General features: G+C 67.2%; 15 protein-coding genes, 1 tRNA gene and 1 pseudogene. 8 read left to right on the top strand and 9 right to left on the bottom strand.

The features are described 5' to 3' along the window. Positions 1-38: 38 nt before the first annotated feature. From AC5Y7E_RS16460 to AC5Y7E_RS16445, 4 genes are all read right to left on the bottom strand, one after another. Positions 39-854: an SCO1664 family protein gene (locus AC5Y7E_RS16460; RefSeq protein ID WP_499949828.1), complete on the bottom strand. Its 816-nt coding sequence runs from the start codon at positions 852-854 to the stop codon at positions 39-41. Further along, entirely contained in the window at positions 838-1,425 is a 588-nt protein-coding gene (locus AC5Y7E_RS16455; protein ID WP_499916043.1) for a DUF3090 domain-containing protein, read from the bottom strand. The genes AC5Y7E_RS16460 and AC5Y7E_RS16455 overlap by 17 nt, the downstream gene beginning before the upstream one ends. A gap of 62 nt (positions 1,426-1,487) precedes the next feature. After that, the gene (locus tag AC5Y7E_RS16450; RefSeq protein ID WP_499949827.1) at positions 1,488-2,261 is read right to left on the bottom strand and encodes a histidine phosphatase family protein; all 774 of its coding nucleotides are present in this window, start codon (positions 2,259-2,261) and stop codon (positions 1,488-1,490) included. 39 nt (positions 2,262-2,300) lie between these two features. Then, entirely contained in the window at positions 2,301-2,603 is a 303-nt protein-coding gene (locus AC5Y7E_RS16445) for a hypothetical protein (RefSeq protein ID WP_499916040.1), read from the bottom strand. 134 nt (positions 2,604-2,737) lie between these two features. Between AC5Y7E_RS16445 and AC5Y7E_RS16440 the strand changes: the two genes are divergently transcribed. The 6 genes from AC5Y7E_RS16440 to AC5Y7E_RS16415 all read left to right on the top strand — a co-directional run bounded on the left by AC5Y7E_RS16440 (position 2,738) and on the right by AC5Y7E_RS16415 (position 8,343). Next, entirely contained in the window at positions 2,738-3,793 is a 1,056-nt protein-coding gene (locus AC5Y7E_RS16440) for a YncE family protein (protein WP_499950073.1), read from the top strand. Then, positions 3,790-4,059: a DUF5703 family protein gene (locus AC5Y7E_RS16435; RefSeq protein ID WP_112632392.1), complete on the top strand. Its 270-nt coding sequence runs from the start codon at positions 3,790-3,792 to the stop codon at positions 4,057-4,059. Before AC5Y7E_RS16440 ends, AC5Y7E_RS16435 begins: the two co-directional genes overlap by 4 nt. Before the next feature lie 32 nt (positions 4,060-4,091). After that, on the top strand, positions 4,092-5,162 hold the full coding sequence (locus tag AC5Y7E_RS16430; RefSeq protein WP_499950071.1) for a quinone-dependent dihydroorotate dehydrogenase: 1,071 nt from the start codon (positions 4,092-4,094) through the stop codon (positions 5,160-5,162). 58 nt (positions 5,163-5,220) lie between these two features. Then, on the top strand, positions 5,221-6,747 hold the full coding sequence (locus AC5Y7E_RS16425) for a PucR family transcriptional regulator (RefSeq protein WP_499949826.1): 1,527 nt from the start codon (positions 5,221-5,223) through the stop codon (positions 6,745-6,747). A gap of 233 nt (positions 6,748-6,980) precedes the next feature. Next, positions 6,981-7,535 (top strand): Rv1733c family protein, encoded by a 555-nt coding sequence (locus tag AC5Y7E_RS16420; RefSeq protein ID WP_499949825.1) that lies wholly within the window; start codon positions 6,981-6,983, stop codon positions 7,533-7,535. 298 nt (positions 7,536-7,833) lie between these two features. After that, positions 7,834-8,343 (top strand): GreA/GreB family elongation factor, encoded by a 510-nt coding sequence (locus AC5Y7E_RS16415; RefSeq protein WP_499949823.1) that lies wholly within the window; start codon positions 7,834-7,836, stop codon positions 8,341-8,343. A gap of 276 nt (positions 8,344-8,619) precedes the next feature. On the opposite strand, the gene AC5Y7E_RS16410 is transcribed toward AC5Y7E_RS16415, so the two are convergent. The 4 genes from AC5Y7E_RS16410 to AC5Y7E_RS16395 all read right to left on the bottom strand — a co-directional run bounded on the left by AC5Y7E_RS16410 (position 8,620) and on the right by AC5Y7E_RS16395 (position 12,326). After that, positions 8,620-10,002, bottom strand: coding sequence for an HNH endonuclease signature motif containing protein (locus AC5Y7E_RS16410; RefSeq protein ID WP_499949821.1), 1,383 nt, complete (start codon positions 10,000-10,002; stop codon positions 8,620-8,622). Then, positions 9,993-10,208 (bottom strand): hypothetical protein, encoded by a 216-nt coding sequence (locus tag AC5Y7E_RS16405; protein ID WP_499949820.1) that lies wholly within the window; start codon positions 10,206-10,208, stop codon positions 9,993-9,995. Before AC5Y7E_RS16405 ends, AC5Y7E_RS16410 begins: the two co-directional genes overlap by 10 nt. A gap of 182 nt (positions 10,209-10,390) precedes the next feature. Continuing rightward, positions 10,391-10,921 (bottom strand): YbhB/YbcL family Raf kinase inhibitor-like protein, encoded by a 531-nt coding sequence (locus tag AC5Y7E_RS16400; RefSeq protein WP_499916027.1) that lies wholly within the window; start codon positions 10,919-10,921, stop codon positions 10,391-10,393. A 31-nt stretch (positions 10,922-10,952) separates the two neighbouring features. Continuing rightward, positions 10,953-12,326, bottom strand: coding sequence for a M20/M25/M40 family metallo-hydrolase (locus tag AC5Y7E_RS16395; protein WP_499949818.1), 1,374 nt, complete (start codon positions 12,324-12,326; stop codon positions 10,953-10,955). Positions 12,327-12,439: 113 nt separating this feature from the next. Here AC5Y7E_RS16395 and AC5Y7E_RS16390 point away from each other — a divergent pair. Continuing rightward, positions 12,440-12,525 (top strand) — tRNA-Leu (locus AC5Y7E_RS16390). 252 nt (positions 12,526-12,777) lie between these two features. On the opposite strand, the gene AC5Y7E_RS16385 is transcribed toward AC5Y7E_RS16390, so the two are convergent. Continuing rightward, positions 12,778-12,984 (bottom strand): hypothetical protein, encoded by a 207-nt coding sequence (locus AC5Y7E_RS16385; protein ID WP_499949817.1) that lies wholly within the window; start codon positions 12,982-12,984, stop codon positions 12,778-12,780. 101 nt (positions 12,985-13,085) lie between these two features. On the opposite strand from AC5Y7E_RS16385, the pseudogene AC5Y7E_RS16380 reads away from it, so the two are divergent. Then, positions 13,086-13,775 (top strand): annotated as a pseudogene (locus AC5Y7E_RS16380) (phosphoribosyltransferase); the annotation flags it as partial. Positions 13,776-13,795 lie beyond the last annotated feature (20 nt).

Raw genomic sequence — 13,795 nt, 5'->3', positions numbered from 1 at the left:
GGCCTGCACCGATAGCCGCGACCCAACTGCGATCACCGCTAGAAAGCCGGCCACGGGATGGGGCGATGCCGATTCGGTCCGGGCATCACCGGATTGTCCAGCAGCGCGTGCGCGCGACCGCGCAGCGCGGCAATCTCGGCCCGGTTGATCTGCTCGGCCAGTTCGTCGCCGAACTGGCCGTCGATCGCGTCGATGAGGCCGGCGACGGCCTTGCACGTGTGATCGTCGATCGGCTTTCCGGCCCATCCCCACAGCACCGTGCGCAGCTTGTCCTCGACATGCAGGCACACCCCGTGGTCGACCCCGAAGATGTGCCCGTCGAGGTCACGCAGCACGTGGCCGCCCTTGCGGTCGGCGTTGTTGATCAGCACGTCGAATACCGCCATCCGCCACAGGCGAATGTCGTCGGCGTGCATCAGGACGACCTCGTCGCCGGCGTAGTCGAGGGCGCGCAACACCGGCAGGTAGCCCGGCTGCCTGGTGCCGGCGGGAAACAGGTCGACCAGATCCGGCCCCGGCCGCGGCTCGGTGTCCACCGCGTCGCCGGGTTGCTGCACCCACCGCTGCAACATGCCCGGCCCCGCCGGCCCGTGCCGAATGATCGTGTAGGGCACGATATTCCAGCCCAGCTTCGCGGAGACCAGATAGGCGGCCCGTTCGCGGCCGGCCAACGTCCCGTCCGGGAAATCCCACAGCGGCGCCTCCCCGGCCACCGGCTTGTAGACGCAGTGCACGCTGGACTCGCCAAGCGTCGATTCGCACAGGAAGGTGCCGTTGCTAGCGGAGCGGATCCGTCCGATGACCGTCAGCTCGCCGTCGCGTAACACCTCACGGTCGTCAGACCTCGGGGTCATCGTCAGGCCCGAGCAGCGCACTGCGCCGATATCCGTTGGCGCGCGCGCAGATATGGCCCTCCGGGTCCAACGGTTCGTCGCACAGGGGACACGGCGGACGTCCCGCGGAGATGACGCGATTGGAGCGGGTGGCGAATTGGCGCGCCGACTCCGGCGTCAAGAACACCCGCACCGCGTCGGGCCCCTCGTCCGTGTCGTCGAGCACCACCGACGCGTCGAACTCGGCGTCGGTGACCGCCAGCAACTCGACCACCACCGTCTGGGCCTCCGAATCCCAACCCAGGCCCATGGTTCCGACCCGGAACTCGGCGTCCACCGGGGTGACCAACGGATCGAGGTCCTCGATCTCGGCGGGCTCCGGCGGAACGGGCGTGCCGAACCGGCGATTCACCTCGAGCAGCAGCGCACCGATCCGTTCGGAGAGCACCGCCACCTGCTGCTTCTCCAATATCACCGACACCACCCGGGCGTCGTGCACAGCCTGGATGTAGAACGTTCGATTCCCGGGCTGGCCGACGGTCCCGGCCACGAAGCGGTCGGGTGTGCGGAAGACATGAATTGCGCGGGCCATGGCACTTCCCAAAATACCGGCTGTTGCCACCGCCGTGCGATCCGATGGAGGTAGCCGCCGAATTAATCCGTGGAACCACCGACCACCGCGTCGCTCGACGGTACCGCGGCGGCCGATTCCTGCGCCTCTCCGTTGGAGGTGGGGTCGGCCTCGCCCTTGGCCTCGTCTTTCGCCTCTTCTTTCGCCTCTTCTTTCGCGGGGGGGCCGGCCCGCAGGGCGGCCGACAGGCGTGCACCGGTGTGGTTGACGTGCAACACAAACGGGCGCAGCTCGGTGTACCGGATCACACTCACCGACGCCGGGTCCGCGGTGACGCGCTGGAAGCCGTCCAAGTGAATGCCGTACGCATCCGCGATGACCGCCTTGATGACATCACCGTGAGTGCAAGCGACCCACAGCACATCGCCGCCGTGCTCGGTGGCCAGTCGGCGATCGTGCTCGCGCACGGCGAACACCGCGCGCGCCTGGACCTGAGCCAGGCCCTCACCGCCGGGGAATATCGCCGCGCTGGGGTGAGCCTGAACGACCTTCCACAACGGCTCGCTGACCAAGTCGCCGATCTTGCGACCCGTCCATTCCCCGTAGTCCACCTCGGCGAGCTGATCGTCGACGAGCGGTGTCAGGCAGAGCGCGTCGGCCAACGGCTCGAGCGTGCGGCGGCAGCGCAGCAGCGGCGAACTGACCAACGCCCGAATCGGCAGATCACCGATCCGATCGATCAGGCCGTCGGCTTGTTCGCGGCCCTTGTCGTCGAGGTCGACGCCCTCGGAGCGACCGGCGAGAACGCCCGCCGTGTTCGAACTCGAGCGGCCGTGCCGTAACAGGATGACGGTCATATCGACCACGACGGTACCCGGTGGACGGGTCCGTGATGACTAGTGCGAAACCGGTACCGCGTGCGCCACGGAGTCCCGCACCGCGGCGCTGAGACTGCGCTCGTCGGTGAGGTCGAGCTCGATCACGCTGCGGACCGCCCTCGCAACGACCTCGTCGGCCTGTGGAACGGGCCCGGACAGGCGCGGTCGGTAAATCTCGACGACTAGGGAGCGGTTCTCGATGTGGAACGAAAAACTCCGCCCATCACCGACTTGTCCATATCCGCTTGCGGCAATCCCTGTCGACATGTCCTCGACAGCAAACTCACTATGCGTCATATGACGGTCAGCGGTGACGGCCATGAGCTGACCATACCTCGCCGGTAGGGTCGGATGAAGGCGGCAGGCCCGGCGGACGCGAGAGGGTCTCCTAAAATTTGGGTTCCGCCGCCACACCCCGAGGGAAAAAGTTGCCGTCACGACAATCACGTCACAAGCTGGCAGCTCGCGGCGGTGCGTTGGGTCTGGCGGCTTTGCTGGGAGCTGCCGTCGGATGTTCATCGAATCCGCTCGACACCGCGCCGCGCACCATCGAACCGGCGCGCGCGGCGGTGTCGCCGCCCGCGTCGCAGCGGCCGGCCGGGGCGGTGCGGCCGCTGTCCGGTCACGCCGCGGCGGCGGCCTTCGATGGCGGCACTCATCAGCTGGTGGCCCTGACGCCGGGCGCCGACCCGGCCGCCCCCGCCAGCGTCACGGTCTTCGGTAACCCGCAGGTCACGCCCCGCGTCGTCGAGCTCCCGGGACCGGCGACCGCCTTGGCCGATGACGGCCACGGAACCGCCTACCTGTCCGCCCGCGGCGGCTACTACACGGTCGACCTGGCCACCGGTCGCGCGGCGCAGGTGGCCGTCGCCGACGCTCCCCAGACCGAATTCACCGCGGTGGCCCAGCGGGCCGACGGCAGGCTGGTGCTGGGCAGCGCCGACGGCGCGGTCTACACCCTTGCTTCTCCGGCGCCGGCCCCCTCGGCGCCCGACGCCGTGACCAGCGCGGCCGTCGCCAACAAGACCAAGATCTTCGCGCGCGTCGATTGGCTTGCCACACAAGGGAATACGACGGTGGTGCTGGACCGTGGGCAGACTTCGGTGACGACGATCGACGCCGACGGCCACGCCCAGCAGGCGCTGCGCGCGGGCCGGGGGGCCACCACCATGGCCGCCGATCAGGCGGGTCGGGTGCTGGTCGCCGATACCCGCGGTGGCCAGCTGCTGGTGTACGGCGTCGATCCCCTGATCCTGCGTCAGGCCTACCCGGTACCGCAGGCGCCATACGGCCTGGCCGGCTCGCGCGCGTTAGCCTGGGTTTCGCAGACCGTTTCCAATATCGTCATTGGTTACGATCTATCCACCGGAATTCCCGTCGAAAAGGTGCGTTACCCGACCGTGCAGCAACCGAACTCGCTGGCCTTCGACGAGGCGTCAGACACCCTGTACGTGGTGTCGGGTTCGGGTGCGGGCGTTCAGGTCATCGAGCACGCGGCGGGCAAGCGTTGACCGCGGCGCGGCGCAGCCGCTTGCCCGCGGGTTGGGACACCGAGATGTCCGATGAATACGAATGGGCGCCGCTGCGCCTGCCGCCGGACGTGACCCGGGTCAGCGCGTCCACCCGGTTGTCCATCGAGGCCGAATACCGCGGCTGGGAGTTGACCAGGGTGCGGCTCTACACCGACGGCAGCAGACGAGTTCTGTTGCGCCGCAAGAAGTCCCGTTTAGACGGCGCGGGCTCCGAGGGGCGACGGCCCGACCAGCCGGAACTGTGACACCCGCCCGGCCGCGCGAGGGCGAACACCGGATGTACGGCCTGCTGCGACGGCTGCTTTTCGTCATCCCGCCCGAACGAATTCACACGCTGGTGTTCGCCCTGCTGCGCGCCGTCACCGCGGTCGGGTGGACGCGGCGGGTGCTGCACCGGCTACTAGCCCCGACCGATCCGGCGCTGGACAGCACGGTGTTCGGAGTGCGCTTCCCCGCGCCGCTGGGGCTGGCGGCCGGCTTCGACAAGGACGGTTTGGGGTTGCTCACCTGGGGTGCGCTGGGTTTCGGACATGCCGAGGTCGGGACGGTCACCGCGAACCCGCAACCCGGGAATCCCGCCCCGCGGATGTTCCGGCTGCCGGCCGACCGGGCCCTGCTGAACCGGATGGGCTTCAACAATCTCGGTGCGGGCGCGCTGGCGATGCGGCTTTCGCGGCAGCGGCCCGAGGTGCCGATCGGGGTCAACATCGGCAAGACGAAGGCGACGCCGGCCGAGCAGGCCGTCGACGATTACCGGGCGAGCGCCCGGCTGGTCGGCCCGTTGGCGTCCTATCTCGTGGTCAATGTCAGCTCGCCGAACACGCCCGGGCTGCGTGATCTGCAGGCGGTCGAGTCGCTGCGGCCCATCCTGTCGGCCGTGCTGGCCGAGACGTCCACGCCGGTGCTGGTGAAGATCGCGCCGGACCTTTCCGATTCCGACGTGGACGACATCGCGGACCTGGCAGTCGAACTCGGCCTGGCCGGCATCGTCGCCACCAACACCACGGTGTCGCGGCGCGGGTTGACCACACCGGGCGTCGACGAGCTGGGCCCGGGCGGCATCTCCGGGCCGCCGGTGGCACGCCGCGCCGTCGAGGTGCTGCGCCGGCTGTACAGCCGTGTCGGCGACCGCCTGGTGCTGATCAGCGTCGGGGGCATCGAGACCGCGGACGATGCCTGGGAGCGGATCACCGCGGGAGCATCGCTGCTGCAGGGTTATACGGGCTTCATCTACGGAGGAGGCTTGTGGGCCAAGCGGATTCACGAGGGCATTGCGCTGCGACTGCACGACGGCGGCTTCGCCTCGCTCGGCGATGCCGTCGGCTCGGCGGCACGCACACCGGATTGAGTCAAGCCGAGCTTGACTCCTGGTTAGGCTGACAACAGTTCGGCATGAGGAGCGGCTGGTGATCACGTTGGACCGCCTGGTGAATGTGCTGGGTGGTTATGGAGTCCGGTTGCGTTGGTCGTCGGTGCCCAGGTCGGCTGAGCTGCGCAGCGTGGTGATCCACGAAGCCGCGCCGGATCGTGTGGTGGTGGGCGATGTACTGCTGGCCGTCGGTGCCGGCTCGTTTCGCGAAGCGGTGCAGTGGGCAGCTTCAGCGCGTGCTGTCGTGGTGTTGGTACGCGACGGTGAAGAGCCGATCGCGATCGACGGTGATGCCGACGCCGAGGTCGGCGCGGTGATGGTGGTCGACGAGACCGTCACCTGGAGCGAGGTGGCTACGGTCGTCTACGGACTGGTGCTGGAGGGTCGCGAGACTGAATCCGGTCGTGGCCCAACGGATCTCTTCGCACTGGCCGACAGCCTGGCGGACGCTATCGGCAGTTCAGTCGTCATTCACGATCGGCTGTTGCGCGTGCTGGCGTATTCGAAACTGCAGCAACATGCCGACCCGGCGCGGGTGCAGACGATCCTGGAGCGGCAGACACCGGAGCAGCTGCGCGCATTGTTCGATGCGCGGGGCGTATTCGGACACCTGCGGGTCTCCGACGAGCCGCTGTTTGTCCCCGAGGACGCCGAGCACGGCTTGATCGGGCGCATGGTGGTGGCCGTGCGCTCCGGGGGCGAGTTGATCGGATCGGTTTGGGTGGCGTGTTCGGCGCCGCTGGACGGGGCGGCACGCACCGCCTTGGCCGATGGGGCGCACACGGTGGCACTGCATCTTCTACGCTCGCGAGCCAGCGCGGATTTGGAGCGTCAAGTCGAATCGGAACTGGTGATTCGGTTGCTCGAGGGAACGGCCGATGCCGCCATGGTGGCGAGCAGGCTGGGTCTGCCGCACGAAGGGTTGAGGGTTATTGCGCTGCAGGCGTTTATCGGCGATGAACGCGATGCCGCTCTGTTGTTGGCGTTCGAGCGTGCCACGACGGGGTTTGGCTGGTCACGGCCGGGGCGCAGCGCCTTGGCGGGCAATATCGTCTACACGCTGCTTCCCGGCGCGCACGCGGCGACGGCGCGGCGCTGGGTAACCGGCCTACGGGCGGCCCTCCCCGAACAGGTGACGGTGCTGGCCGGCATCAGTGGCGCCGCTGAGGTGACCGAGCTCGCCGCCGCACGCCGGGAAGCCGAGGAATGTCTTGCGCTGCAAGAGAATTCCCCAGGGGTCATGCCTCCGGTCTATGACGAGTCATGGGCCGACATCCTGTTGCAGCGGTTGCGCACGGCGGCGCGCTCAGCCCGGTCACCGTCGCGTGGGCCGGTGGCCGAGCTAGGCCGTCATGACCGCGCCAACGGGACCGATTACGTGGCCACGCTGCGCGCATGGCTGGAGGCCCAGGGCGATCCGGCCGAAGCCGGTGACCGGCTGGGAGTGCACGAGAACACCGTGCGTTACCGGCTGCGCAAGATGGCCGAGATCACCAATCTGCCGTTGGACGATGCCAGAAAGCGGCTGGCGATGATGATAGAACTCGCGGCCACTGACATCTGACCGCTGTCGCAATTCGACAAAGCGGAGCAGCGTCGTTGTCTGGCTGTGGCAAAGCCTGCGGCGGCTATCCGCACCATCATGAAGGTTGCCGGCAGATTCCAGTGACGGCTGGTATCCCCCCGGCCGCGCGACACCTGTGAGCCATGCCGACTTCCGATAGGAATTGTTCGTTGTCGACCTCAGACCCGGATCATCAGCCGATCGCCGACCGGCGACCTGATGATGACGCCGCGATGGAGACCTTCACCGTGCCGCTGCCGCGGAGGCTGTTCGGCCGTAACCCGCTGATACGCACCACCGACCGGGTGGAGGCGCTGATTGTGGTGTTAGCCGTCGCGGTGTCGCTGATCGCCGTGCCCTTCAGTGCCGCGGTGGGCACTGCGGTCCATGATTCTCGTAGCCGTCTCTACGCCGAGCAGGCCCGAACTCGCCACCCGGTGACCGCGACTGTCACCGGGGACAGCCACCCTCGCCGCAGCCTCGAGAGCCCAACAGTGACGGTCACTGCCCGATGGTTTGCCGCCGGGGCCGAACGCACCGGTGACGTCACCGCGCCGCTGAAGGCCAAGATCGGCGACACTATTGAAATTTGGGTCGATGACGAGGGCCTGCCGGTGGCCCGACCGCTGAACACCGCCCGCGACGAGGCGGTCGCCTTTGCAGTGGCGACCTGGTGGGCGGTGAGCCTCTTGGCAGTGGCCCTAGTCGCGCGTGCACGCATCACCCTTGACCGCCTCCGCTACGACCGATGGCAGCGAAGCTTCGACCGCCTCGTCGAGCGGCGATAAGCGGCGCCAGCCCGTTGATTCCGGCAGCCTCGACAGCAGCGTTGTCGAGGTGTGACAACGCATCGAACCGCCTTTGTCGGTTTCCGGCAAACACGGTCGAGTCGCCGCAGGCCACCATGGAATTAACCACCTGGAATTAACGACTCCAGCGGAAAAACACTCAACCGCAACGGATTTTCGCCCGCCGTGGGCGTCCGAGTCGTCAGCGGCGGCTGCCTCCTTTGGCCCGCCTCTGACGACGCTCCCCCGAGAAAAGGAAGGACACGACTCAAAATTGACCGGTATCAAATCCATGGGCATGACCCGACACCAGTACACGCGCCTGCGGAACACACTCAACGCGTTGCGATCGGAGCTGATCGTTGAAGTCCCTGACGACATGATGGATCTCGACGCGAAACGCTCAGCGCTACAACGACGTATCCGCGAGATCGAGAACCTGTTGGCGCGGGCGGTCGTTAGCGATCCCACCGCGGGCCCCGTCGCCGAACCGGGCATGGTTTTGACCATCCGCTACGACGTCGCCGGTGAGACCGAAAGGTTCCTGCTGGGCAGACGCGGCAGCGAGGGCGCCGGCATCAAGGTGTACTCGATGGCGTCGCCGTTGGGCCGCGCAATAGCCGGCGCGCGGCCGGGCGACCAACGCATCTACTCGATTCCCGGTGAGTCGGGGCGACCGGTGACGCTGCTCGAGGCCGTGCCGTATGAAATGCATCTGGCGAAAGTCCCGCGGTCGCGGAAGGCCCACTGCGTCACAGCGGCGCAAGTACCTCAGCGAGTGTCCCGGAGACCAGCCACGATGGCTTGAGGAGAGCAATGAACATGCCCAGCACGCAACCGGTCTGGATTTCGCCGCGCGGCTACGAACGGCTACAGAGCGAATTGGCCATCGCCGTCCAACACGCGTGGCAGGCCCGTAGCTCGCATACGCCGGTGGCCACTCGGCCATTGTCGACGGCCCCGCTCGGTCACGGGTGATTACATGATCTTCGAAGTAATCGACCCGGTGACCATCATGTTTTTGTTGCTGGCGGGTTTGGGCCTAGTCATGGCCGTCGCGTATGGACGCATGTGAGTCGGCGCCTTAAGCTGCACCCATTGCATCGTCGGCTTCGCCGTCTTCCTTTTCGCGCAACAGATCCTCGGGATGATGGAAGGTGTTGGTTCGCGGTTGCCCGCGATCGAGATGCGGCGGCGGTATCCATTCGGTATCGCCATCAGCGCGTCTTCGGGTGGTCCAGCCCTTCTCGAGCAGCCGGTGGTGGGGCCCGCAGGCCATGGCGAGTTGGTCGATGTCGGTGCGGTACGTCCTGGCCCAATCTTCGACATGGTGAATCTCGCAGTTATAGCCGGAGACGTCGCAGCCGGGATGCGTACAGCCACGGTCCTTGGCGTACAGAACAATTCGTTGCCCCGGCGACGCGAGGCGCTTGGTGTGATACAGCGCTAACGCCTTGCCCTTGTCGAAGATCGCGAGGTAATGGTGCGCATGGCGAGCCAGGCGGATGACGTCGGACATCGGCAGGATGGTGCCACCACCCGTCAAACCCTTTCCGGCCGCGGCTTCGAGCTCGGCGAGGGTGGTGGTCACGATGATGCTGGCCGGTAAGCCGTTGTGCTGACCGAGGTTTCCGCTGGCGAGGACGGCGCGTAGGGCGGCGTTGAGGCCGTCGTGGTTGCGCTGCCCGGTGCTGCGGGTGTCGCCCTGCACCGCCGCCTCCGGCGGGGCCCCGTCCACTATCGGCGTCTCGTCGTCGGGGTTGCCCATGCCGGGCGCGGCCAGCTTGGCCAGCACCGCCTCCCAGCTGGCGCGTGCCTCCGGCGTCAGCCATCCACTCAGGCGCGACATACCGTCGGCCTGCTGATTGCCGAGCACCACACCCCGCATCCGGGCCCGGTCTTCGTCGGTGTAGCTGCCGTCGGGGTTGAGGCAATCCATCAGGCGCCGGGCGAGTTTGGCGAGCTGATCGGGGCGGAATTCGGTGGCCTTGGCCGCCAGCTGCTTTTCGGCGTGCACACAAGTCTCGAGGTCGACGGACTCGGGCAACTGGTGGAAGAACCGCCGGATCACCGACACGTGGTCGGCACCGATTGCCCCGTCGCGCTGGGCCGCCGCGGTCGCGGGCAACACCGGCGCCAACGGCTCGCCGGTCAACGCCCGGCGCGGACCCAGATCCGCCGCCTCGGCGATGCGCCGTCCGGCCTCGGCGCGAGTGATGTGCAGCCGGTCGGCCAGCGCCCAGGACAGCTTGCCGCCGAGCTCCGCTGAATCGCCTTGCTCACCAAGCTGATTGATGAGTTGATGGGTAGGCGCTTGAAGTTTGCGTGCCTCGCACTCGAGGGTCTCCAGCAGCTGCAACCGCTCCGGGTTGGTCAGCGCCTCATACGAATGCTCACGGAAGCGAGAGACGATGGCGCGCAAAGCGTCTACGTCGTCCTGGATGTCGTCACGGTCGGTCAAAGCCATGTGCGCCGCCCACTCGGCTGCGCGAACGGGCTCCACAGCTCATAGGTGAGTGCATCCAGCCGGCCGACCAGAAACACGTACTTTTCCAGCGCGTCAACGAACTCGGCGGGACTCAGCGACTCCCAGGAAAGCGCCTGGAAGCGGGAGAGGGCAGCGCTTAAGGCGTCAACGTCAGCTCGAATCGCTGTCCAATTTCTCGAACGCATGTTCGAATGATACGTTCGCCCGCCGACAGAATCCGCTCAGATGAGAACACCGGGACGAAAGTGGCGCAAGTGATTTCAGCGGAAGGCGGCCGGGGCGCCTCTTCGAGCGGGCACCCCCGCTTCGAGCGGGAGCGCCGGGCGGGAGCGCCGGGAACCCCGGGCCGCGGACCGAAGCCCCTGCCCTACTTCTGTTCGTAGGTGCCGTGGATGACCGCACGAGCGATCGCGTGCTGGAACAAGTTGAAGCCGAGAAAGGCGGGGCTCGCGTCCTCTGGCAGATCCAGCTTGTCGGTGTCCACGGCGTGCACGGCGATGTAGTACCGGTGCGGGCCGTGGCCCGCCGGCGGCGCGGCCCCGATGTAGCGGCGCTGCCCGGCGTCGTTCACCAGCGTCAGCGCATCGCCGGGCAGGTTGCTGCCATCGCCGGCGCCCGCGGGCAACTCGGTGACGTCGGCCGGCAGGTTGGCCACCGCCCAGTGCCAGAACCCAGAGGCCGTCGGGGCGTCGGGGTCATAGACGGTGACGGCGAAACTGCGGGTCTCGTCCGGGAATCCCGACCAGCTCAGCTGGGGGCTGACGTCTTCGCCGCCCGCACCCATGATTCCGCTGACTTGCGCTTTAGCCAGCGGCTGGCCGTCGCCAACGGATTGCGAGGTCAACGTGAAGGTCGGCAGCTCCGGCAACGATGCGTACGGGTCGGGAGCAGTGCTCATGGTGGTCCTCTCGTGTGATCGGCTTGGTGATCTAGCAGTGGGTCAGGAAGTGGGCCAGCACGTCGGTGCCGAACCGCAGCGCATCGATGGGTACCCGCTCATCGACACCGTGGAACAGCGCGGTGAAATCGAGATCCGGCGGCAACCGCAGCGGGCTGAACCCGAAACAGCGAATACCTAAGCGCGCGAACGATTTCGCATCGGTACCGCCGGAAAGCATATACGGCACGGTACGGGCGCCCGGGTCATGCGCCAGCACAGCCTCGTTCATGGCGTCGACCAGGTCGCCGTCGAAGCTGGTCTCATACGACGAGAAATCCTTGATCCACTCGCGCGTCACGTCGGGGCCCAGCAGCTCGTCGATCTCGGCCTCGAACGCCTCCTTGCGGCCCGGCAGGATGCGGCAGTCCACCACCGCCTCAGCGATCGCCGGAACGACGTTGGCCTTGTATCCGGCCTTGAGCATGGTCGGGTTCGCGGTGTCGTGCAGCACCGCCTTGAGCATGCGGGCCATCGGGCCCAGCTTTTCGATCATTCCGCGCAGGTCGCCCGATTCGGTGTCGAAGGTCAGCCCGGTCTCCTCGCTGACGGCGGCGAGGAACTGCGCAACGGTGTCGGTCACCACGAGCGGAAACTGGTGGCGGCCCAATCGGGCGACGGCCTCGGCGACGGCGGTCACCGCGTTCTGGTCGTGGACCATCGAGCCGTGTCCGGCCGGACCCCGGGCGGTGAGCTTCATCCAGGACAGCCCCTTCTCTGCTGTCTCGATCAGGTAGAGCCGGCGTTCTCCCCCGTCGCGGCGGGGCACGGTCAGCGAGAACCCGCCCACCTCGCCGATCGCCTCGGTGACGCCGGTGAACAGATCCGGCCGGTGATCGACGAGCCACTGTGCCCCGTAGGTGCCGCCGTGCTCTTCGTCGGCGATGAACGCGAAGACCAGGTCGCGGGGCGGCACGATGCCCGCCCGCTTCAAGTGGCGGGCCACCACGATCATCATGCCGACCATGTCCTTCATGTCGACCGCGCCGCGACCCCAGACGAAGCCGTCTTTGATCGCGCCGGAGAACGGGTGCACGCTCCATTCGGTGGGCTCGGCCGGGACCACGTCGAGATGCCCGTGGATCAGCAACGCGCCGCGCGAGCTGTCGGCGCCGGGCAGGCGGACGAATACATTGCCGCGGCCCGGCGCGCCGGACTCGGCATACTGCGGCGCGTAACCGACCTCGGCGAGCTGCTCGGCGATCCATTGCGCGCAATCGGCCTCGCCCTTGGTCGTTGCCGGTTCGCCGGTGTTGGTGGTGTCGAACCGGATCAACTTGCTGACAACCTCGACCACGTCGTCGCTCGGCTTGGTTGGCGCCTCGGTCGCCCCGCTCTGGATGGTCACAACCACCTTTCCTACCATTGCCGCGACTCGGCGGCGTGCTGCCCGATCATCGCGCCGTCTCGGGGAGCTGGGTTGGGCTCGCGGCGCGCGATCCGATAGCCTTAGCTGCCAACCCATGCTGGTTTGGCCTTGTCCGAGTGGCGGAATGGCAGACGCGCTAGCTTGAGGTGCTAGTGCCCTACTAATGGGCGTGGGGGTTCAAGTCCCCCCTCGGACACACGACTGAGCCGAATGGAATGAATGCTCGCATTCATTCCTAAGGCGATGGAGTGTGTTGAGCGGCGAAGCCGCGAGCACACACGACTGAGGCGAGGGAAATGAACGCTCGCATTCATTCCTAAGGCGATGGAGCGTGTTGAGCGGCGAAGCCGCGATCACACACGACTGAGGCGAGGGAAATGAACGCTCGCGTTCATTTCCGAGCCGATGGAGCGTGTTGAGCGGCGAAGCCGCGATTACACCCGGTAACTCACTGCCGAAGACGCCGCTTCGGTGGCGGGTAGACGCCCCTGGCGATGGTCGCGGACAGCCATCCGATGGCCCAGCCGCCGCACACCAGCAGGAACGTATGCCGGCTGGCGGCGTCGCCCGCCGTGGAAACCACCGCCAAAATGACCGCCCAGACGATCGCGCACGCGATGCTGTAGGCCGTGTAGGTGCCGTAACGCCGTCTCATCTCGCGGATCCTCTCGGTCGTGCCTGAGCCTGCGGCCAACCCGAACTCTGCCACCGCGCTCGGCCCGACGCACGTAGCCTGGAAAGAGGCTTAGCAGCCGGGAGCGTAAACGAATGAACCCATCGAGTCGTTTTGTCCGGCGGACATCACCGAAGACGTTCGTCGACCGACGCGAGGCCGGCCGCGAACTGGCGCGGTGGTTGGCCGCGTATCGCGGCCGGGGCGATGTGCAGGTATTCGGGCTGGCCCGTGGCGGTGTGCCGGTTGCATGGGAGATCGCGACCGCTCTGAAGGCGCCGCTCGACGTTTTCCTGGTCCGCAAGCTCGGGGTGCCGCAGTGGTCGGAACTGGCGATGGGCGCTTTGGCCAGCGGTGGTGGCGTGGTGATGAACCGGGACGTGGTGGCCAGCCTGCACGTCACCGACGAGCAGGTGCGCGAGGTGATCGACAGTGAGACGGCGGAGCTGCTCCGGCGCGAGCACGCCTACCGGGGTGGTCGCCCGATCGCCGACTTGCGCGACCGGATTGTCATCCTGGTCGACGACGGAATCGCAACGGGCGCAAGCATGCTCGCCGCCGTACGCGCCGTCCGAGCCGCCGGTCCGAAATCCATCGTGGTCGCCGTCCCGGTGGGACCGGAGTCGACCTGCCGCGAGCTCCTACGAGAGGCCGACGACGTGGTGTGCGCGACCACACCGCCGGGATTCGAAGCCGTCGGGCAGGTCTACGACGACTTTCATCAGATCAGCGACGTCGAGGTCCGCCAACTGCTCGCCACGCCGACTTGCTGAGCGCCGAACCGCGAAAGGAC

The sequence above is a fragment of the Mycobacterium sp. NGS17 genome (assembly GCF_059813205.1).
This window is presented reverse-complemented; position numbering and strand designations above follow the sequence as displayed.

What these genes read in the sequence shown, in the direction of transcription:
- AC5Y7E_RS16460 (WP_499949828.1), bottom strand. Translation starts at nt 854, where the DNA reads ATGACCCCGAGGTCTGACGACCGTGAGGTGTTACGCGACGGCGAGCTG.
- AC5Y7E_RS16455 (WP_499916043.1), bottom strand. Translation starts at nt 1,425, where the DNA reads ATGGCCCGCGCAATTCATGTCTTCCGCACACCCGACCGCTTCGTGGCC.
- AC5Y7E_RS16450 (WP_499949827.1), bottom strand. Translation starts at nt 2,261, where the DNA reads ATGACCGTCATCCTGTTACGGCACGGCCGCTCGAGTTCGAACACGGCG.
- AC5Y7E_RS16445 (WP_499916040.1), bottom strand. Translation starts at nt 2,603, where the DNA reads ATGGCCGTCACCGCTGACCGTCATATGACGCATAGTGAGTTTGCTGTC.
- AC5Y7E_RS16430 (WP_499950071.1), top strand. Translation starts at nt 4,092, where the DNA reads ATGTACGGCCTGCTGCGACGGCTGCTTTTCGTCATCCCGCCCGAACGA.
- AC5Y7E_RS16420 (WP_499949825.1), top strand. Translation starts at nt 6,981, where the DNA reads ATGGAGACCTTCACCGTGCCGCTGCCGCGGAGGCTGTTCGGCCGTAAC.
- AC5Y7E_RS16415 (WP_499949823.1), top strand. Translation starts at nt 7,834, where the DNA reads ATGACCCGACACCAGTACACGCGCCTGCGGAACACACTCAACGCGTTG.
- AC5Y7E_RS16410 (WP_499949821.1), bottom strand. Translation starts at nt 10,002, where the DNA reads ATGGCTTTGACCGACCGTGACGACATCCAGGACGACGTAGACGCTTTG.
- AC5Y7E_RS16405 (WP_499949820.1), bottom strand. Translation starts at nt 10,208, where the DNA reads ATGCGTTCGAGAAATTGGACAGCGATTCGAGCTGACGTTGACGCCTTA.
- AC5Y7E_RS16400 (WP_499916027.1), bottom strand. Translation starts at nt 10,921, where the DNA reads ATGAGCACTGCTCCCGACCCGTACGCATCGTTGCCGGAGCTGCCGACC.
- AC5Y7E_RS16395 (WP_499949818.1), bottom strand. Translation starts at nt 12,326, where the DNA reads ATGGTAGGAAAGGTGGTTGTGACCATCCAGAGCGGGGCGACCGAGGCG.
- AC5Y7E_RS16385 (WP_499949817.1), bottom strand. Translation starts at nt 12,984, where the DNA reads ATGAGACGGCGTTACGGCACCTACACGGCCTACAGCATCGCGTGCGCG.